This window comes from Methanococcoides burtonii DSM 6242, from assembly GCF_000013725.1.
In the GTDB taxonomy this organism is placed as follows: Archaea; Halobacteriota; Methanosarcinia; order Methanosarcinales; family Methanosarcinaceae; genus Methanococcoides; species Methanococcoides burtonii.
Genome location: NC_007955.1, coordinates 102133 through 122470 on the forward strand (window position 1 = coordinate 102133; position 20338 = coordinate 122470).

Here is a 20338-nt window from a genome sequence, read left to right on the forward strand (position 1 = left end):
CCATTATTTGACGTTATTTATATCATTTTTCGAAAGTTTGCTCTCTTCCCGGACCTACGGACACATATTTGATAGGGACACCCATCATCCCTTCCAGTTTCTCCACATAATCATGGGCAGCCCGAGCAATATCCTCGTAGCGTTTTACGCCCGTAAGATCGTCTGACCAACCTTCGAGCTCATCATAGATAGGTTTACACATGCTCAAAAGGGAAGTATCTTCCGGTGGATAATCCAGCCTTTCCCCATTGAGATCATATGCCACACAAACCTTAACAACATCAAGATCTGAAAGCACATCCAATTTGGTCAATGCAACGCTGGTATATCCATTCAGGTTTATCGCTTTCTTGAGCAACGGAAGGTCGAACCATCCGCATCTGCGGGACCTGCCTGTAGTGGTACCGAACTCGTGACCCACATCATGAAGATGCGCTCCCGCCTCATCATGAAGTTCAGTAGGTAACGGCCCTTCGCCCACCCTTGTAATGTAAGCTTTCACAATTCCCAGAACCTCATCTACCTTTGTCGGGCCGACACCAAGATTTGCACATGCAGATCCTGCAATAGTGCTGGAAGAAGTAACGAACTTCTGAGTTCCGTGAATAACATCAAGGAAAGTACCCTGTGCGCCCTCAGCCAGTACATTCTTGCCTTCAGAGATAGCTTTATTTATCTCATAGGAAACATCAGTGACATAAGGAGCAAGCCTCTGACCAAGCTTCACATACTTGTCCATCAGTTCACTATCAGTAACGATTGAAGGATCGCCACCAAGTTCTCTGATAGCAGCCTCTTTGGATGCAGCCATTTCAGTAAGCCTGTTCATGAGTATTTCAGAATCCACAAGATCCGACATCCTGACCTCATCCCTTGCGATCTTATCAACATAAGCAAAGCCAATACCCTTTTTAGTAGTACCGATCTTCTCTTTACGTAATGATTCACGAAGGCTGTCCAATTCAACATGATAAGGCATAATAATGCTCGTCTTAGCATCTATACCCAATTTATCAGAAGACACTTCAACACCTGTCTTTTCAAGCATATCGATCTCTTCTGCCAAAACCTCTGGATTAAGGACAGTGCCCGGGCCGATCAGAACCCTTGAATCAAGCAGGAAACCAGAGGGTATCAGATGAAGCTTATAGACATCATCCCCAACGACCACAGTGTGGCCTGCATTATCCCCGCCCTGAAACCTGACAACAAGATCGTAGTCTTTTGATAACAGATCAACGATCTTTCCTTTTCCTTCATCACCGAACTGTGACCCTGTCAGAATCGTAAACATAGTGGGTGCAATTGCAGTTTAGCTTTAATAAGGTTTTGATTGATAATCTGCCAATAAATATAATTTACAACAAAAATACTATATTAACATAGATCATACACAATAAATCTAACAAAACTGGATATCATATTAGGTGGTAACATTGGTAAAAAGTACAAATATTCATTCATCTGCAAAGATATATGGAACAAGTTTCATAGGTGACAATTCAGTTGTTCTTGAGAACGTGATCCTTGGATACCCAGAACATTCTTTGCTCACAACACTACTAGAAAAGAGAATGATAACTGAAGAAGCAGAATACACAGGTTGTACAATTGGCGCGAACTCGTTCATCAGACCAAACACAACGATCTTCAGCAACGTGAGAACAGGTGATAATTTCAGGACAGGACACAACTGTATGATACGTGAGAACACCACAATTGGAGATAACGTACTTATCGGCACCAATGTAATAATCGATGGTAATGTGAAAATAGGGAACAACGTCAGCATACAAGGAAATGTCTACATACCAACACATGTGATAATCGAAGACAATGTATTCATTGGCCCCTGTGCCGTTCTTGCCAATGATAAATACCCCATCAGAAAAGATTATTGTCCCGAAGGACCAGTAATAAGAAAAGGTGCATCCATAGGTGCAAATGCCACTATACTTCCGGGAGTAGAGATAGGAGAAGGAGCGATGGTCGCAGGCGGAGCATTGGTCACAAAGAATATACCGGCATGGAAATTAGCCATCGGTTGCCCTGCTGAAATAAAAAACCTGTCCGAAGAACTGCAAACGTTGAACAGAATCTAATTAGATCAATGAGGTTAAGAATGATCCCAATAGCAAAACCAGATATCGGTGAAGAAGAAATTGAAGCCGTTTGTAAAGTACTCCGCTCAGGAATGATAGCAGAAGGAAAACGTGTTGCAGAATTCGAAGAAGAATTTGCAAGCTACATCGGAACGGAACATGCAGTTGCAGTCAATTCCGGCACAGCAGCTCTTCACGCTGCACTCCTTGCACATGGAATAGGAAATGGGGATGAAGTAATAACAACTTCATTCAGCTTTATTGCCACCGCAAACTCGATAATGTACACCGGCGCAAAACCTGTATTTGTGGACATTGTCCCAGACACGTTCAATATCGATCCCACGCTTGTCGAAGAAAAGATCACTGATAACACAAAGGCAATAATGCCAGTCCACCTCTACGGACATCCTGCAGAGATGAAGGCCATTACCGATATTGCAAAGGACCATGACCTGATACTCATCGAAGACGCATGCCAGGCACATGGAGCTGCCTATGGCGGGAAGAAGGTCGGTTCATTTGGAACAGGAGCATTCAGCTTCTACCCAACCAAGAACATGACGACCAGCGAAGGCGGAATGATGACTACCAACGATGAAGAGGTCGCCAAAAAAGCAAAAATGATACGTGCCCATGGATCACAGCAGCGTTACCTCCACGAAATGATCGGATATAATCTAAGAATGACAGACATCGGAGCTGCCATAGGATTAACACAACTTAAAAAACTGCCATCATACAATTCCCTAAGGCAACGAAATGCATCCTTGCTCTCAAAAGGACTAAGAAATACAGACGGAATTACCATACCTGTTGTGAAAGAGGGATGTGAGCACATGTTCCACCAATACACCATCCGTCTAAACAACAGGGATGAAATGCTAACAAAGCTAGGGCAGGCAGGAATAGGCACTGGAGTATATTATCCGATACCCATACACATGCAACCGATCTACAAAGATGCAGGTTATACAGACAAACTTCCAGAATGTGAGAAAGCATCAAAAGAAGTGCTCTCCCTGCCAGTGCATCCAGGAGTTTCAGAAGATGAAATTCAACAGATAATCGATGCAGTCATAAAGGGAGTTGAATGATCATGATCCGCGTAGGTGTCATTGGCGTAGGTGCAATGGGACAACATCATGTCAGGATATACAGTGAAATGGAAGAAGTTGAACTTGTAGGCATTTCAGATGTTGACCAAAAAAGAGTTCAGGAACTGGCAGACCAATATGGAGTCAAGGCGTTTACAGATCATAACAAACTCTTAGATGAAGGCCTGGATGCCGTAAGTATCGTTGTACCTACAACCCTTCATAAAAAAGTTACTCTCGATGCTATAAATTCAAATACCAACGTACTTGTGGAAAAGCCAATTGCAGACACGCTTGAAAATGCTGACATAATGATAGAAGCAGCGGAGAAAGCAGGCCTTACACTGATGGTAGGTCATATAGAGAGATTCAATCCAGCTACTTCAAAAATGAAAGAAATAATCGAAAGCGGACTTCTCGGAAGAATCGTTTCCATATCTACAAGAAGAGTAGGACCGTATAATCCGAGAATACGGGATGTGGGCATCATCCTCGATCTTGGTGTACATGACATTGATGCGATCTCCTACATGTATGCAAGCAACGTATCAGAAGTCTATGCGATCGCAGGAAAAGACGTGCATTCACAGGAAGACCATGCATCCATAATGCTTCGTTTTGAAGATAATAGAGCAGGAGTTGCTAACACTAACTGGCTGACCCCGCATAAAGTAAGGAAAATGGAAGTAATTGGCGTGGATGGTGTCGGATATCTGGATTATATCGACCAGACCGTGACAATACATGATGCAAACTGGGTAAGGGATGCAAAGGTCGAAAAAGGTGAACCCCTGGCAAAAGAACTTGAGCATTTCATTGAATGCACCAGAACAGGTAAAAGACCTATTGTATCGGGTATTGAAGGCAAACATGCATTGAATGTTGCCCTCGCTGCCATAGAGTCATATAATACGAATAAGCTCGTCAAGATCAAATGAAGAAATATATTATCTCATTGTGTCTTTTTTCCTTTTTTTCTGAAAAAAACACTTTTAAGGATAACTACCCAGAAAACGATCTGAGCCAGAGCTATACCTATCCCATCTGCTACAAGGTCATTAAAGCTTGAAGCTCTGCCCGGAACATACATTTGATGTATCTCATCCGTAATTCCATAAGTTATCCCGATAAGGATCGCAAAAATAGGTGCATATTTTTTGAGCTTTAGATTATCGGAATGACGGAATGTGACATGGAGAAGGATCCCCAATCCAAAATAAAGTACCATATGTGCGACTTTATCGAAATTATCAATGGAATAATGTGCAATATCCACCAGATAAGGAATATTGCTGTTTTTCACACTATCTAAAAGTAGATCATAAAAAGGAATTGAAGAAGATGAAGGTAACTCAATACTAGACTGTGCTGAAAGATAGAATATAAAACCAGCATATAGTAGGGAAAATGCAACTAAAATACGAAATACTACTTTCTGTGTATCGGCCATTTTCTATACATTTAAAAGCAAATAATATAAAGATGCTTGTCAATAAATGAATTTTTACCGTTATCGATTACATCCATACCACAAAAATATATAAATAGAGAGGTAATATAAGGGAAGTAATACCAATATTTAAACGATCGAATATTATAATTAATACTAACATTCCGGGTAAATAAAAATAACAGGTACAAAAATGATTAATTTTACATCTCTTTCAACAATACAAAATTTGGCAGTTATAAGCAATTTATTGTTGCCACTAATCCTTGTTACTATCTCAATGCCATATTTCATCAAGAAATTTACAGAAAGCGGACTGCTTGGAAGAGATTACTACAAAAAGGGAATTGTCAAAATTCCAGAAAGAGGCGGCATTGTTATTTTGCTAATGGCCCTTCTTGCGATCTCGTTCACATCTCTGTTCTTCAAGTACTCGACTACAAATTATGTAGTCCTCATTGTCATTTCCCTCTTTGGAATATTTGGAATACTCGATGATATGATAGATATCGGAAGGGTATCTAAGCTGTTCTTGATGTATTATTGCTCCTACCCACTTATCCAATATGCGACACATACAGCACTTGTACTTCCAAGTTTCGGACACATCGAGCTTGGAATACTTTATTTGCAGTTCATTGTTCCAACATATGTGCTTGTGGCATCGAACCTTGTGAATATGCACTCGGGATACAATGGACTTGCATCCGGGCTTTCTGCAATAGTTCTCTCATCCCTCATAATAAAATCCATACTACTGGGCGATGTTGAGAATATTTATACAATAATTGCCATTACAGGAGCATTGCTTGGATATTTCCTTTATGACAGGTACCCATCACATATATTCTGGGGTAATGTAGGCTCACTAACAATAGGAGCAACAATCGGTGCATTCATAGTGATACAAGGATTCATCATAAGTGGGTTCATAATGTTTATTCCCCATACCGTGAACTTCCTGCTCTACGTTTATTGGAGAGTTCGAAAATTCCCAGTAGCAAAATTCGGTTGTGACCGCGGAGATGGAATACTTGAGGTGCCAAATCCATATACATTAAAATGGGTGCTTCCATACTATTATAACCTTACAGAAAAACAGGCAACCTATGCAATGTATGCACTAACAGGATTTTTCTGTTTGATAGGAATACTCCTCCCGGGAAGAATTTAAAGGATATGGAACAGGATCACTAATTTCAATTGATCCTGCTACGCCCTATTGCTATAACAAATATAGAAAGAATAGTTATTGCCAATGTGTTCTGAGCAAGTTCCCTCTCATCAGATATATCGTCCAGAGTAGTTGATGGCCTATTTGAACCGGCCTCAATTTCAGAAATCTCAGCCTCAGACAAAATCATCGTTCCATCAGAAAGAACGGCACTATCTGGCCCCAGTGCAACAGCTTCCGCAGTAATTGTAAACGGTGAAAAACCAGACGTTTTTGATTCGAAATAGACATATTCCACATCTTCATACATCACTTTTGTTTCAAGACCTGACCAGCTATTTTCGGAGTAATGATTCAATCTGATAGCCGAACTATCAACACCATACATATCCATCCAAGAGTTATTTACCCTAAAATAAATCGTAGGAGAATCTATGTTTCCAGGTGTTGCAAAACCAGCCTTACCAACCCAAATATTTAGATTCTTGTAAACAAGCCCATTTGGACCAACGTCCACCAAAGCAGAAGTGTCTTTCAACACTTCAATAGTTGTCGAAATATCACCCGAATTTTTCAGACCGGTAAAATTAACAGATACAATCGGGTTTCCAGGATCATCAAAACCAAATGAGATAACCTGCCCCAGGATAACGTTTCTTTCAGTGATCTCTTTAAGTTCGATGTTCTCGTATTCTTCCCCTGTGGCACCACTACCACTGCTACCTCCACCCCCACCAGCAGTATCAACAATTTCTCCAACTTCCGTAACAGAGTCACCATTTATTGAAACTATACCATTTATGACTGCTATTGGAACCGCAGCACCAATAGAATTGCTGACAACTACATTGCTCAATTGCAAAGAGGAAGAACCTGATGATTTCGTCTCAAAGACTATTGTAGCAAATGTCCCAGACTTAATCACCTCATTTTTACCAAAAAGGGCACCATATACGTTCATAATATTCCCTTCCAAATTATCGATTGTACCCCCAGAGAACAGTGTAGAAACACCATTTGTGAAAATGTCACCTTCCGAGATAGAGATCACAGAAAGGATATCACCGTCAAAATCAAGGTCAAATTGGGCACCGGAAACTGGAACATCAGGATCAACATATATGATCACAGTTACGTTAGAACCGATTGAAATCAACTGATCAGGAGGAGATATACTTACAACAGCCTCTGCTGAGACCGGGGCAACTAGCACACTGGCAAACACTACCAGCATAAAAAAGAGGCAATAATACCCCAATCTTGGTCTTAGAATTTCATGCATTTTTAAGCACCACAAAAAAGGAAAAAATATCAATTATATAAATATAATAAAAGATATCTCGGATATCATATTTAGTTTTTGGGATAAAAGAATAGGAGAGATATTTGAGCAAAAGGGGTGGTTGGTGGTACAAAATATGTGTCTTTTTGTGGTTCAAAAAGTAGGACTCAAGTATCTCTCCTAACAACAAATTAAAAATAGGCAGTATAATACATAAGTGTTTCTATAAATCGCCCGGTTATTTGAAAAATGAGTATAAATTGTATAAAATAGATGATCCATCGCTCTCATAATGGCTCAATCTGTCTTTCGTGGGAAAAACTGTTTACAAATCGAATCAAGAAGAACTTTTTTGCCGACTTTACCTTTTTTGCGACATGTTCCCCCGGAATTGAACTTACAGGTTTGACAACAATAGATACGGTTTGCAAGCTTGTCACGAACGATCTTTTCATTAAGATCGGTCTCACCCAGCCCACGATGATATTTGTAGTCGTTCCACCCGGAATAATATAATTGGCTTGCTAATGTCGCTATCGCCGGCGGGTCCCATTCCCCATAAGGATCAGCTACATCCGAAGCTTTAGGAGTAGCATGCGGCAGGACTGCCGAAGGAGTGCCCTTTAGAAGGTCGAGTATTTCCTCCTTTAATTCCAGAAAAATCTCTTCATCCGGCTTTTTTGCAAGTGCCCTGTTGATGTATGTCTTTGCGCCTTCCAGATTACCAAGTAGCTTAAGGCATACTGCAATATTGTAATATAGGGGGGAAGGTTTTGCCACCACACCCAGACTTATAATAATCTCATAATATTTGATAGCTTCCCGAAACTCACCTTTCTGTTGCAACAACAGGCCCATATTGTTCAATGCACGGATATTCTTAGGTTGTATTTGCAGAGCCATCTTGAAATAATGTTCTTTCCGTTCAACATCCATTTCAGATCTGCCGGAGGAAATGTACCTCTCGACAGCACTATTTATATCATCTTTTGCCATGAAATATCCTCTGATCTCTCTTTTTTTCTGCACGTACCATCCCACTACCAGTGGGATCCAGCATAGATTTGCCACAATGATCTCAAAGGCAGTAAAAGTTTGGGTCGTTGGGCTGAATCCATATATGCGCAAGAGTAAAAGACCAAAAGGCACGATCACAATTATTGCCAGACTTGCAACCATGACCGGGTGATGCATATATCTATTAAAAGCTCCAACCCAGGTGCCTTCCTTTTTCCTCAAAAAAACATCCCGGAAATATTTGCACCCACCTGGTCACTAAGCACATAGAAGTAAGGAATATAGAAGCCCTCAACACCATATACGTAAACACCTGCAAGACGGCTGACGAGATCGATCATCCAGGGGACTGCTAACCCAAATAGCTTGCCTACCCGTATGCTTCCGCCATTGTACTCGCACCACCAAGAAAGCGTTGGCGAATTGAATAGATACCTTCCAGTATGCTTTCACCTTCACCTGACAAAGTTCTGACCAGCCATTGCCCGATAGGATTGGTCTGGTAACCCTGCATATCAAGGAAAATACCTGCAAACAGACCCAGGACATACCCCCGAATAGTATACCTTTAGTTTTTACAAAAGTAAGGGAACAAATCTCCCCCCTGAGATCAAATTATATTAATTTTCAGCCATATTCCTACCTTTTCTATTAGTATTTAAACAACAATAGCCCTACCTGTAAAGATATAAGAACTAAGATACAGGCAAATAAACCAGATTCTCCATCCATGCAGCAATGCAGGATCAACGAAATAAAGCGATTTGGTGTATTTTGCCAATATATTTATATAATAAAGAAACGAACTCACAATTGTGACTTCACGATAGTGAACCGTTGCAACATCTCAAATCTGAGATATTAATATAAGTAACTATACAAAGGAGAAATAATAATGAGGGATCGATTTTGTTGAAAACTACAAGGATAGCGTACAGATAAAGAGAAACATCGAAGAGCCAAACGATAAATATTTGAGGAAGGCGATCGAAGGGCTGCCCCCTTCAGCAAAACTTGTCTTCAAAGTACTGGAATACGGCGGTCTTCTGACACAGAAAGAGATTGCGGAACAAAGTTATCTTCCACCACGTACTATCAGATATGCATTGGGTCGGTTGAAAGATGAAGATTTTCTACAAGAGAGGTTTTACTTCAAAGATGCAAGGCAAAGCCTGTATGGTTTGAAGAATATACCTGATATGTATGAAGAAACAAATATTCCCGTAAACTCCGAGATTAATTCTACCATAGTGGGTATACCTTCAGAAAAGTACGAATTATCAGCTGTATGATAGAGAGATAGGATATCAATGACCTATTAAACATATGGCACAGGAAGAAAGTCGGACTGGAAATGTTTCGCAGAGGTTCTGTGAGAGCATTTCCAGAAACGTTCTGGAAATTATTTTATACCCAATTATCAAGGTTTATTTACCAGATGTCAAGCTTTATGAAAAAACAAGGGAAGTAAGCTCCCCTTTTTTAAATTAATTTCTTCTTTCAGACAAGTAGACTGCAACTAACAATCCCGAAATTGCAAGAATTGATCCGAATCCGGGCGTACCTTTATCTTGCTCTTCTGCAGGAGCGTCTTCCCCTTCAACAGAAGCTGGTTTTTCATCAACTGATTCCCCAGTTTGCCCTGATTCAGGTGATTCTATTTCAGACACAAGTTATTCTGGTTCTGTAACCTCAGAATCAATTTCATCCTGATCCACGATTGTTGCTGAACCAGTGCCCTCACCAGAATTACCTGATGACGTTTGGGAAGTCAAAGTTGTTGCAGTGTCATTGACCCACGTTGCATTTATGTTCCCATCTATGTCAACTGTCTTGGTACTAGTAGTGTATAGTGCCCCTTCATATTCGATATAAGTAAGAGAAGGTATTTCATATTATATTATCATCATGCGCAGCATAATTATAAGAATGTGATGCATAATTAACCAGATATTATAGTGATACAAAACCATAGAAAAGATGGCTTTTGAAGTGATAAGGACACACCACTAATATATATAGACATAATTATATAATATGTAAGTGAATATATGAAATGGAGGGATCAAGCATTGAACAGTAATGACGAAAAGGAAATATTATTATTATACCTTCAAAGAATGTATTGGGTAGAAACCGAAATGGAACAACCTCTTGAATGGGAAGCGAAGATCGAACTACAGGGAGAATTCAGGGATGCGCTTGAGATCCTATCCAGTGATTCTGACAGACATGCAATGATATTAGAAAAATGGATGAAAGTGCTTGATATTGAGCTACCAAAGGAAGCACCTCGCGGAATTTCAAAAAAGATATTTGACTTTAAAGGTGAAAGCTACTATGAAATTTTCAGCGAGATAATGAAATATGAAATATTTGCAAGGGATGCATATGAAACTATAGCAAATACAGATGAGAATTTGCTAAAAGAGATATTTCCTGAAGAAGATACCCGGAAACAATTCCTGCAATCTATGAATTATCTTGTTACTGAAGAGGAAAGACATAGGACCATCTGTGCAGAGAAAGTCGGTGGATACTCAACAATTATATCGTCACCCCGCTAAAACGGTATAATTGATATACCTATTAAAGCAATTGCACTTAAACTTATACTAAAAATCAAATCAAAAATTGGATATTCATAATAACCTTATAGTCTGATAAAAATCAAAAAAAAGATATACACCAGTCGGGAATCGAACCCGAGTTCGAGCGTTGGCAACGCCCGGTGATAACCGCTACACTACTGGTGTGAATTGATTCTGGTGCCCAGACCCGGATTCGAACCGGGGACAACTGCCTCTTCAGGGCAGCGCTCTCCCACTGAGCTACCTGGGCTTTGAGAGCATCCAATACTGGTCTTCTTATTATTAAAACCTATTGAATGATACTAATATTTGTGGTGGGCCCGCGGAGATTCGAACTCCGGACCTCCGCCATGTCAAGGCGACGTCATGACCAGCTAGACCACGAGCCCATATTGCTTATAGTTGTCCAGTACATTTGTAACCTGAACAACGCTTCTGTTACGTTTTTGCTTCAAACTATGTTGCTTGAAGCAAACTCTTATAACAGAGTTAAGCTATAAAAACTTTGTCACTAGCACCTATTTTTAACCTAATTTAAAGCCAATGTACAAACAACGCCCCATCAATAATTATCGGCATCTATAGACGTGATAGAAGGAGTCAGACCACAAATGGGACATTCCGGATTCTTACGCACAGTTATTTCATCAAACCTCATTCCGAGGGCATCGTAGTAGATCATGCGTCCGATAAGCGGTGCTCCGAGGCGCACAAGGTGTTTGACAACCTCTGTAGCCTGCATGGTACCGACAACCCCAGGAAGAATCCCCATGACACCAGCATCCTTTGCAGCATCATTAGAAGGTGAACATGCGAATATACAGCGATAACAGGGCCCCTCATGCGGTAATATTGTCATCACCTGGCCTTCGAACATGAAAATGCTTCCGTGAAAAAGAGGTTTGTTCTGCAACACACAGGCATCGTTCAACAAATATCGTGTAGCAAAATTATCAGAACAATCAACCACAACATCATAGTCCTTAATTAAACCCTCTACATTATCAGGTCCAACACGCATATCATATGCAAGAACATTGATACCAGGATCCAGCCTTTCAACATATTGCCTTGCAGACCAAACTTTTTGCTTGCCGAGATTTCCCGCATGAATTACCTGCCTTTGAAGATTGCTCATCTCCACAACATCATCATCCACGATACCAAGCGTACCAACTCCGGCAGCAGCAAGATACTGTATAACAGGAGAACCAAGTCCACCCGCACCAACACACAAGACACGAGATGACAGAAGCCTCTTCTGCCCCTCCTCACCCATCTGCTTCATGACAATGTGCTTTGCATAGCGTTCTTTTTGATCTGCTGAAAGGTCCATATCCAGTATATACAAGCAAGATAATATAAATAGAGCAGAGATTACGGCAACGTATTTATCATGGTTTATAATTGTAGAGAATTGCGATTAACTGCTGATTTTTTTCAAAGCAAATATTTCCAGCTAAAATTTTGAGCTTTTCTCTCTATTTCCAGCAGTTTGCTAGTATCTATTTATATACTTTCCAACTTTTTTGAATAGCTACCGCTATTCATCCTAATGATTTTCTTCTTATTGTCCTCAATTGATAGAGATTATAGCTGAATGCTGTAATCGCCATTTTGACATTTACTCTTGCCAACGTTGTTACTCTTACAAATCCTGACGTAAACACATTTTTGATAACAGCATAAGGTCTTTCTCCCTTTGCTCTTTTCCTGCTTATTCTTTTGTTTCTCATCTTATCCCTAATACCAATAGGGTGCCCTCGTACTCCCCTTTGCATAGTTGCATCATATCCTTTTGAAATTGCACCAAAGTAACCTCTATCTCTGTAAACAACTTCGCCTTCTTCAGAAAGATCCACCTGACTATCATGAACTGAGGCAGTAGTTGTCCTATATCTCCTTATCAGATCATATTCGGTATCTTCAATGGTATGTAGTTTATATCCAAAATGTGACTTAGATGCCTTTTTTGTCCATGTACCGTCCTTACATCTTCTGGTCTTTGCTTCATTTCCACGAGGAGTATCAAGATTTGCATGTCCTGGATCAGCATGTATAAATGTTGCATCCTGAATCATACCTTGCTTGATCTTCAGACCTTTCTTATTAAGTTGTCTTTGCATTTCATTCCAGATTTCATCTTCTTTTCCTGCCTGGGAAATTCGTTCTCTAAATGCCCAAACAGTAGTATGATCTGGAATTTTTGCAGGAAAGCCCAAGAATTTCCTAAAGGAAATTCTATCAGTAGCTTGTCTTTCAAGTTCAGGGTCAGATAGGCCATGCCATTGTTGCAATACTAACATTTTGAGCATGACGATTTCATCAACGTTTGGTCTGCCACCGAACTCTGTTTTATTGATATACATCTCTGCTATAATTGGACGAAATGGTTTCCAATCGATGAGAGATTCAATTTCAGAGAGCTTGTCACCGAGATTTTCAAGACGTTTGTACTCTTCTTTAAAAGCAAAGTTTGTTAAGGACATAATACAAAATTATTGTAATAGGTTATAAATATTGCTTCTGTTTGAGGGGTTTATCGGAATTCTCTCTTCTTTAAAAGCAAAGTTCGTTAAGGACATAATACAAAATTATTGTAATATGTTATAAATATTGCTTCTGTTTGAGGGGTTTATCGGAATTCTCTGTAATTAAAAACAGTTATATATAGGAACTTTGCTTAGAGAGGAGACATGGATTCATTTAATGCGATAACGGTAGCCATATTCCTGCCGTTCATATTTGCAGGGTTAGTACCCGTCATGGAAAAGCTGTTAAAGCAACGTGTAGGCTGGTTTGCGGCAGCCACAGCACTTGCCAGTTTTGCCCTCATAGGCATGGCAGCAACTGAAGTAATAGAAGGACAAATCATCCAGGGATCGATATCCTGGATACCTTCAGCAGGAGTAAACTTTACTATATATGCAGACGGGCTTGCAACGATGATCGGATTTATCGCATCCGGTATAGGCGTCCTGATAATGTCCTACTCCAATGGATACATGTCCAGAACAGAAGACCTTACACGATACTACCAGTATCTCTTACTGTTTATGGGTTCCATGATAGGAATGGTCTTTTCCGGAAACACAATCCAGCTGTTCATCTTCTGGGAACTTACCAGCATTACATCTTTCATGCTCATCGGATACTGGAGACACAAACCCGAATCTATATACGGTGCCACCAAATCCTTATTGCTCACAGCCTCCGGCGGACTTGCAATGCTTGCAGGTTTCCTTCTACTCGGAAACATCACCGGTTCATTTGAACTGGCAGCCATATTAAATGATCCGCAAGTGATAAACGCCATCAAAGAACACGAGCTTTTCCTTATAACGCTGATACTCATATTAATTGGTGCAGCAGCCAAGTCTGCACAGGGACCGTTCTACATCTGGCTACCCAATGCAATGGAAGCCCCCACGCCTGTCAGTGCATTCCTTCATTCTGCAACGATGGTAAAAGCAGGCATATACCTTGTCGCAAGGATACACCCGATATTCTCAGGAACTGAAGCATGGTTTATCCTTGTAAGCGGCACAGGTATCATCACAATGCTCGTTGCCGGATTTCTGGCATTCAGGCAGACAGATATCAAAGGTATCCTCGCATACTCGACTATCAGTCAGCTTGCATACATGATGACAATGTACGGATACACCACACACCACGAACCTGGCATTGGTGTCGCAGCAGCTACATTCCACCTCCTCAATCACGCCGCTTTCAAAGCCTGCCTCTTCCTTGTCGCAGGAATAGTGGCACACGAAGCAGCCACAAGAGACATAAGAAAGCTTGGAGGTCTGCGGCGTGAGATGCCCATAACATTCATAATAGCGTGTATTGCCGGCCTTGCCATGGCGGGGATACCGCCACTTAACGGTTTCCTCAGCAAGGAAATGTTCTACGAGTCTTCCATCGAGATGGGAGCCTCCATAGGCGGCATATTCACATTTCTCATCCCCGCATTTGCTGTGCTGGGAGGAGTTTTCACATTCGCCTACTCGATAAAGCTCATTGACGGGATTTTCCTGGGAGAACGTGACAAAAACGCTATCCCACACCACATACATGAACCACCAATGACAATGCTGATCCCACCGGCATTTCTGGCGTTCCTCGTAATACTGTTCGGAGTCATCCCATCATTACCCACACATTACATCATCGAACCGGCAGTATCAGGCATCCTTCTGGAAACTGCACATCTGCACGTAAAGCTGTGGCATGGGTTCACCGCATCTCTGATGATGACTATCGTGACATTCATACTGGGTATCCTGATATACACAAAATACGACAGGATAGCAGCATGGCAGGATAACTTCAACATGAAGAACCCCCGGATAAGCATCAATTACTATTATGACCGTGCAGTTGATTCCGCGAAAGGCAATGCATTCAGATTCTCCTCGAGAAGCCAGACAGGAAATATAAAACTATACATGAGCGCCATGCTCCTGCTGATGATAGCACTGATAGCGATCCCGGCTGCGATACTTGCAACCAATATAATGCCATCACAACTGAACTTCGACATACCACCCTATGAAGCAATACTATTATTGCTCCTCATTGTAGCGGCACTCTCAGCAGCAATTCTACCAACATATCTGCCATCTATCATTGCGCTCTCAGCGCTTGGCTATGGCGTCAGCCTGCTGTTCATATATCTGAAAGCGCCGGACCTTGCCTTGACACAGATATTAGTAGAAACCCTATCCACCATAATATTCCTGCTGGCAATAACCAAAATACCCCAGAAATATAAGGAAAAGATATCCATATCGGTATTCACAAGAGACATACTTATTGCAATAACCGTCGCTGCAAGTGTATTTGTAGTACTACTCAATGCAACACAAGGCATAGTTGATCCTTTTGCATCACTGTCCCACTATTTCATAGATAACAGCTTCCTCCTTGCAGGCGGTCACAATATAGTCAATGTCATAATCGTGGACTTCAGAGGTTACGATACCCTGGGAGAGATATCCGTATTGTGCCTTGCAGCACTGGGTGTCTATAACCTTATACACAGCAGGAGTGAGGAATAATGACGACTATAATAACAAAGACCATCACAAAGATATGCATCCCACTTGTGATCCTGTTCTCCATCTCCCTGCTCCTGGCAGGCCATAACAATCCAGGCGGAGGATTCATCGGCGGCGTTATGTTCGCTTCAGTGATCGCACTTGCATATGTCGTCTTCGGATTGAAAGACATAAAGACATTCTTCAACCCGGATTGGGCTAAATGGTTTGGTTTCGGCCTGACCCTTGCCTCCTTTACAGCATTTTCAGCCATGATGTTCGGGCACAATTTCTTCAGAAGTGCCGTGGAATTCGTGCACCTCCCCCTTTTCGGAGAGATCGAGCTTGTATCTGCCGGTCTTTTTGACATCGGCGTCTATTTTGTAGTGATAGGTTCACTGCTATTCATATTCAAAAACGTAGGTGACGATAATGAATAATTTTATACTTACCCTCACCATATCCATACTATTTGGGATTGGAACATTCCTGATACTCAGGAGAGACATGATAAAGGTCATCATCGGGCTGTCAGTACTTTCCCATGCAGTGAACCTGCTGATAGTATCAGCTGGTGTGTTCGAGAATGGAAAAGTACCCATCATAACCGGCTCAGGACACGGCGGAGAAGTAACAGGCACTATCTACAACGACAATATTGCAGAGGGGATATTAGCCCCCATAGTTTCCGCAGGAACACATGTCGAATTTGTAGACCCGCTCGTACAGGCACTCGTACTTACAGCCATTGTCATCAGCCTTGCAACGACTGCATTCATACTCATCCTCGCATACAGGATATACGAGGAATACGGAACTACCGACATACGTGAGCTGAGGAGGTTGTGGGGATGAACATATCAATGACACACCTGCCCATCCTCCTGGTAGCAGTGCCGATACTGATGTCCGCACTTATGATATTCCTGCGTTCGAATGCAAATGTGCAGAAATGGCTCAATGTATCGGTATCGCTTGCCATGATGCTGATAAGCATCATACTGCTCCTGCAAGTCTGGAACGGAGGAATTCAGGTCTATGAAGTAGGAGAATGGGGCAAATATGGAATTGTGCTTGTAGCAGACCTGTTAAGCTCAGGAATGGTCGTGTTAAGCTCGATAGTATCATTCCTTGCATTGCTCTATTCACTTGATTACATTGAAGGCAGGTCACTGAACTCAACCTACCACTCCCTGTTCAACCTTCTTGTGGCTGGTCTGAACGGAACCTTCCTCACAGGCGATATCTTCAACATGTTCGTATTCTTTGAGATACTGCTATTAGCCTCCTGCGGACTTGTCATCGCCAACGAAAAAGGTGGTGTGACAAAGAGTTCCGACAAAATGGAAGCCACTTTCAAGTATCTTATACTGAACATGATAGGCTCCTTTGTCATGCTAATTGCAGTCGCTTCCCTTTATGCCACAGTGGGAACTCTTAACATGGCAGACCTGTCGGTCAAGATCAGTACCATGAGCGCTGCCGGAACACTTCCATGGCATATATACGCCATTGCACTGCTATTCATAGTTGTCTTCGGAAATAAGGCAGCCATCTTCCCAATGCATTATTGGCTCCCCGATGTACACCCCACAGCACCTTCGCCAATCAGTGCCATGCTTAGCGGTGTTATGATAAAGGTAGGAGCCTATGGGATCCTGAGAATATTCTTCCTTATATTCAGGGATGCATTGTTCCTGCTTCAACCCATAATAATCCTGCTCGCACTTGTGACCATCATAATCGGAGCGGTTTCCGCAGTAGGACAAAATGATGTTAAAAAACTGCTTGCATATTCAAGTGTAAGCCAGATAGGGTATGTGTTCCTTGGAATTGGTATCGGTTCAGTCTATGCGCTGGCAGCAGCACTTGTATATATGGCAAACCATGCCATTGCAAAGTCCATGTTATTCCTGACATCCGGAGGCATAATCCACCATGCGGGCACAAGGGACATGCGACATATGGGAGGAATGAACAAGACTTCCCCCATTATGAGCATAGCATTCCTCATAGGTGCAATGTCCATTGCAGGTCTTCCCCCAATGGGAGGATTTGTGGCAAAGTTTATTCTCTTTGATGCCGGACTTCGTGCAGAATACTACATACCCGTTGCCATCGCACTGTTCTTTGCAGTGTTCACCCTGTTCTATATGTTCAGGGCATGGTTGTTGATGTTCTGGGGAGAGACCAGAGACGTTGAAGAATATGGCGAATATTCCTCACACAAACCATCGCTGATGATAGCCCTTCCGATAGTGAGTCTCGCAGCTCTCGTATTTATCTTCGGAGTCTATGCAGAACCGCTCATAGCTCTTGCACAGGCGATCGCGGAACAACTTATCGATCCGCAACCATACATCGATGCAGTTATGACGAGAGTGGTCAGATGAAACGATATATACTTTACTCGATGTTCTTCGGGCTTATCTGGTGTTTTGTCCACGGAACGGTGAACTTAAACAACTTCCTCATAGGGGCATTACTTGGCCCTATCGTGATCAGACCTTTCAGGCCACTCTATGGATTTGAGAACAAGATCTCATACAAGAAAGTAATAAGGAAGATACCGAAGTTAATAAAGTTCTTCTACGTCCTTTTCATAGAGATTATCAAAGCCAATATAATGATGGCCAAGATAATCCTTCAGCCAAAGATGGATATAAAACCGGGGATAATTGCTGTCCCAATTCGTACAAAGACAAATACGGGAATAACTGCCATCGCCAATACGATCACACTTACCCCGGGAACACTGACAATTGATGTTTCAGACAACAAAGAAGTGCTTTATGTGCACGCCATCGATGCATCTGATCCACAGGGACTTTGTGATTCTATCAGAGATGATCTTGAAGAATATGTACTGGAGGCATTCGAATGAATTCACTGATATTTGATATTTCGATCACATTCATGGTCATTGCCATAATACCATGCATATACAGAGTGATCAAAGGCCCGACGATCCCTGACCGTGTTATCGCAGTTGATGCAATGACGACCGTAATAATTGTTATACTGGGCATCTACTCATACATGCAAGAATCTGCGTTCTTCATGGACGTAGCTCTGGTCCTTGCAATAATTTCCTTTGTAGGAACAGTGACCATTTCCAAATATCTTGATGAGGGGGCTGTATTTTGATAGAGATAGGACTTATTCAGGATATCATCAGCACATTTCTACTTTTGGTAGGAGCATTCTTCGTATTCCTTGGGATGGTAGGATTGATCCGCTTGCCTGATGTATATAATCGTTTACATGCTACCACCAAGATAGGCACACTCGGTGCATTTGGAGTAATGTTAAGTATTGTGGCAAAGTTAGGACTTGAGCCCATAGGAGTAAAAGCCATAACAGTTGGCTTTTTCATTCTGCTCACAGCACCAGTTGCCGCACATATGATAGGTAGAGCCGCTCACAGGCACGGAGTAGGCCTTTGTAAAGAGTCCGTCATTGACGAATACGGCAAAGAATACAATAAATGATGGAAATATAGAAACGAAAAGGTCCATCAATTAATTATGAGTAACAAAACACTGGTCATTCGGGCTGACAGCCACAATTTCGAAGAAGAATTGACAAGGGCTGCAGACATCATCAAAGAAGGTGGCATCGTTGCATTCCCCACAGAAACGGTCTACGGTCTTGGAGCAAATGCCTTGGATCCTGATGCCGTGAAGAAGATCTTTAAAGCAAAAGGAAGACCAGCAGATAATCCACTCATAGTCCATGTTGCCAGCAAAGACCAGTGCAACGACCTGGCAAAGAATATATCACAAACTGCGTTCAAGCTCATGGATGAATTCTGGCCAGGACCACTCACCCTCATCCTCAAAGCAAAGAAAGTAGTGCCTGAAATTACCACCGGCGGACTTGACACAGTTGGTTTGAGAATGCCTGCCAATGAGATTGCACTTGAATTCATCAGAAGGTCAGGTACACCATTGGCGGCACCTAGTGCCAACACTTCCGGACGACCAAGTCCCACAAGTGCTGAACACGTCACACAAGACCTTGAAGGAAAAATAGATGCAATAATAGACGGAGGGATGGTCGAAATCGGGTTGGAATCAACGGTAGTGGATATTACCGGAGATATACCAGCGATCCTGCGTCCAGGAAAAGTCAGTGCAGAAGATATCAGAGAATGTGCAGGGAACGTAGAAATTGGATATACCGACAAGACCCTTGAAGGAAACGAGACTGCGAGATCACCGGGAATGAAGTACACACATTATTCACCTGAGACAAAAGTAATACTCATAGAAGGTAGCTCGGCGAGTGTTGAAAATACAATGGTGAATCTAATAACGAATTGCCACAAAAAAGGGAAAAGAGTGGGACTTCTTGCAACTGAAGAGATATTGGATTCCATAAACTCTGATGTGACATATTCACTTGGCAAAAAAGATGAACCTAACCAAGCAGCCCGTAGTATATTTATGGGTCTGCGACATCTTGATAATAAAGAAATTGATATTATCCTTGTCGATGGGACATTAAAAACAGACGGAATAGGAGCTGCCATATTTAATCGACTACGTAAAGCGGCAGACGAGATAATAAAAATATGATAG

Annotated in this window: 23 protein-coding genes and 3 tRNA genes; 15 read left to right on the forward strand and 11 right to left on the reverse strand. The window is 41.8% G+C overall.

The window, feature by feature from the left end:
- Window positions 1–22: 22 nt before the first annotated feature.
- Entirely contained in the window at window positions 23–1294 is a 1272-nt protein-coding gene (locus MBUR_RS00605) for an adenylosuccinate synthase (protein ID WP_011498301.1), read from the reverse strand.
- 133 nt (window positions 1295–1427) lie between these two features.
- On the opposite strand from MBUR_RS00605, the gene MBUR_RS00610 reads away from it, so the two are divergent.
- Genes MBUR_RS00610 through MBUR_RS00620 form a run of 3 tightly spaced genes read left to right on the forward strand, consistent with a single transcriptional unit; the run spans window position 1428 to window position 4137 of the window.
- Complete coding sequence (locus MBUR_RS00610; RefSeq protein ID WP_232221920.1) at window positions 1428–2102, forward strand: acyltransferase; 675 nt, start codon at window positions 1428–1430, stop codon at window positions 2100–2102.
- A 20-nt stretch (window positions 2103–2122) separates the two neighbouring features.
- Window positions 2123–3199 carry a DegT/DnrJ/EryC1/StrS family aminotransferase gene (locus tag MBUR_RS00615; RefSeq protein WP_011498303.1) on the forward strand — a complete coding sequence of 359 codons (1077 nt, stop codon included), beginning with the start codon at window positions 2123–2125 and terminating at the stop codon, window positions 3197–3199.
- Between the two features lie 2 nt (window positions 3200–3201).
- Window positions 3202–4137 carry a UDP-N-acetylglucosamine 3-dehydrogenase gene (locus MBUR_RS00620; protein ID WP_048063446.1) on the forward strand — a complete coding sequence of 312 codons (936 nt, stop codon included), beginning with the start codon at window positions 3202–3204 and terminating at the stop codon, window positions 4135–4137.
- Window positions 4138–4151: 14 nt separating this feature from the next.
- Here MBUR_RS00620 and MBUR_RS12740 read toward each other — a convergent pair whose 3' ends face one another.
- On the reverse strand, window positions 4152–4649 hold the full coding sequence (locus tag MBUR_RS12740) for a VanZ family protein (protein ID WP_011498305.1): 498 nt from the start codon (window positions 4647–4649) through the stop codon (window positions 4152–4154).
- 229 nt (window positions 4650–4878) lie between these two features.
- Here MBUR_RS12740 and MBUR_RS00630 point away from each other — a divergent pair, with 229 nt between their 5' ends.
- Entirely contained in the window at window positions 4879–5823 is a 945-nt protein-coding gene (locus tag MBUR_RS00630) for an MraY family glycosyltransferase (RefSeq protein ID WP_232221921.1), read from the forward strand.
- A 25-nt stretch (window positions 5824–5848) separates the two neighbouring features.
- Here MBUR_RS00630 and MBUR_RS12745 read toward each other — a convergent pair whose 3' ends face one another.
- From MBUR_RS12745 to MBUR_RS14025, 3 genes are all read right to left on the reverse strand, one after another.
- A complete protein-coding gene (locus MBUR_RS12745; RefSeq protein ID WP_011498307.1) occupies window positions 5849–7105 on the reverse strand; it encodes a PGF-pre-PGF domain-containing protein in 1257 nt (418 codons plus the stop codon).
- A 297-nt stretch (window positions 7106–7402) separates the two neighbouring features.
- Complete coding sequence (locus MBUR_RS14020) at window positions 7403–8344, reverse strand: tetratricopeptide repeat protein (protein ID WP_011498308.1); 942 nt, start codon at window positions 8342–8344, stop codon at window positions 7403–7405.
- Window positions 8345–8492: 148 nt separating this feature from the next.
- The gene (locus MBUR_RS14025) at window positions 8493–8636 is read right to left on the reverse strand and encodes a hypothetical protein (protein ID WP_198003762.1); all 144 of its coding nucleotides are present in this window, start codon (window positions 8634–8636) and stop codon (window positions 8493–8495) included.
- A gap of 460 nt (window positions 8637–9096) precedes the next feature.
- Here MBUR_RS14025 and MBUR_RS00645 point away from each other — a divergent pair, with 460 nt between their 5' ends.
- Window positions 9097–9414 carry a MarR family transcriptional regulator gene (locus tag MBUR_RS00645; RefSeq protein ID WP_011498309.1) on the forward strand — a complete coding sequence of 106 codons (318 nt, stop codon included), beginning with the start codon at window positions 9097–9099 and terminating at the stop codon, window positions 9412–9414.
- Between the two features lie 34 nt (window positions 9415–9448).
- On the forward strand, window positions 9449–9613 hold the full coding sequence (locus MBUR_RS13650) for a hypothetical protein (protein ID WP_157196600.1): 165 nt from the start codon (window positions 9449–9451) through the stop codon (window positions 9611–9613).
- Here MBUR_RS13650 and MBUR_RS00650 read toward each other — a convergent pair.
- Window positions 9610–9792 carry a PGF-CTERM sorting domain-containing protein gene (locus MBUR_RS00650; protein ID WP_048063113.1) on the reverse strand — a complete coding sequence of 61 codons (183 nt, stop codon included), beginning with the start codon at window positions 9790–9792 and terminating at the stop codon, window positions 9610–9612. The two genes, MBUR_RS13650 and MBUR_RS00650, sit on opposite strands and share 4 nt — an antisense overlap.
- A gap of 402 nt (window positions 9793–10194) precedes the next feature.
- On the opposite strand from MBUR_RS00650, the gene MBUR_RS00655 reads away from it, so the two are divergent.
- Entirely contained in the window at window positions 10195–10689 is a 495-nt protein-coding gene (locus MBUR_RS00655; protein WP_157196601.1) for a hypothetical protein, read from the forward strand.
- Window positions 10690–10806: 117 nt separating this feature from the next.
- Here MBUR_RS00655 and MBUR_RS00660 read toward each other — a convergent pair.
- From MBUR_RS00660 to MBUR_RS00680, 5 genes are all read right to left on the reverse strand, one after another.
- Window positions 10807–10878: transfer RNA gene (locus MBUR_RS00660), tRNA-Gly, on the reverse strand.
- A gap of 10 nt (window positions 10879–10888) precedes the next feature.
- Window positions 10889–10963, reverse strand: a tRNA-Phe gene (locus MBUR_RS00665).
- Between the two features lie 62 nt (window positions 10964–11025).
- Window positions 11026–11102 (reverse strand) — tRNA-Val (locus MBUR_RS00670).
- Between the two features lie 173 nt (window positions 11103–11275).
- Window positions 11276–12049: a HesA/MoeB/ThiF family protein gene (locus tag MBUR_RS00675; protein ID WP_011498311.1), complete on the reverse strand. Its 774-nt coding sequence runs from the start codon at window positions 12047–12049 to the stop codon at window positions 11276–11278.
- A gap of 211 nt (window positions 12050–12260) precedes the next feature.
- Window positions 12261–13202 carry an IS5-like element ISMbu1 family transposase gene (locus MBUR_RS00680; protein WP_011498312.1) on the reverse strand — a complete coding sequence of 314 codons (942 nt, stop codon included), beginning with the start codon at window positions 13200–13202 and terminating at the stop codon, window positions 12261–12263.
- A gap of 207 nt (window positions 13203–13409) precedes the next feature.
- Between MBUR_RS00680 and mbhE the strand changes: the two genes are divergently transcribed.
- The 8 genes from mbhE to MBUR_RS00720 are packed head-to-tail and all read left to right on the forward strand — an operon-like array spanning window position 13410 to window position 20335.
- Window positions 13410–15776 carry a hydrogen gas-evolving membrane-bound hydrogenase subunit E gene (mbhE, locus tag MBUR_RS00685; RefSeq protein ID WP_011498313.1) on the forward strand — a complete coding sequence of 789 codons (2367 nt, stop codon included), beginning with the start codon at window positions 13410–13412 and terminating at the stop codon, window positions 15774–15776.
- Window positions 15776–16195: a monovalent cation/H+ antiporter subunit B gene (locus MBUR_RS00690; RefSeq protein ID WP_011498314.1), complete on the forward strand. Its 420-nt coding sequence runs from the start codon at window positions 15776–15778 to the stop codon at window positions 16193–16195. Before mbhE ends, MBUR_RS00690 begins: the two co-directional genes overlap by 1 nt.
- Window positions 16188–16610 (forward strand): NADH-quinone oxidoreductase subunit K, encoded by a 423-nt coding sequence (locus tag MBUR_RS00695; protein WP_011498315.1) that lies wholly within the window; start codon window positions 16188–16190, stop codon window positions 16608–16610. The genes MBUR_RS00690 and MBUR_RS00695 overlap by 8 nt, the downstream gene beginning before the upstream one ends.
- Window positions 16607–18148 (forward strand): NADH-quinone oxidoreductase subunit M, encoded by a 1542-nt coding sequence (locus tag MBUR_RS00700; RefSeq protein WP_011498316.1) that lies wholly within the window; start codon window positions 16607–16609, stop codon window positions 18146–18148. Before MBUR_RS00695 ends, MBUR_RS00700 begins: the two co-directional genes overlap by 4 nt.
- Window positions 18145–18639 (forward strand): Na+/H+ antiporter subunit E, encoded by a 495-nt coding sequence (locus tag MBUR_RS00705; protein ID WP_011498317.1) that lies wholly within the window; start codon window positions 18145–18147, stop codon window positions 18637–18639. Before MBUR_RS00700 ends, MBUR_RS00705 begins: the two co-directional genes overlap by 4 nt.
- Complete coding sequence (locus MBUR_RS00710; protein WP_011498318.1) at window positions 18636–18902, forward strand: cation:proton antiporter; 267 nt, start codon at window positions 18636–18638, stop codon at window positions 18900–18902. Before MBUR_RS00705 ends, MBUR_RS00710 begins: the two co-directional genes overlap by 4 nt.
- Window positions 18899–19246: a monovalent cation/H(+) antiporter subunit G gene (mnhG, locus tag MBUR_RS00715; RefSeq protein WP_011498319.1), complete on the forward strand. Its 348-nt coding sequence runs from the start codon at window positions 18899–18901 to the stop codon at window positions 19244–19246. Before MBUR_RS00710 ends, mnhG begins: the two co-directional genes overlap by 4 nt.
- A 36-nt stretch (window positions 19247–19282) precedes the next feature.
- Window positions 19283–20335, forward strand: coding sequence for an L-threonylcarbamoyladenylate synthase (locus tag MBUR_RS00720; protein WP_011498320.1), 1053 nt, complete (start codon window positions 19283–19285; stop codon window positions 20333–20335).
- Window positions 20336–20338: the final 3 nt, after the last annotated feature.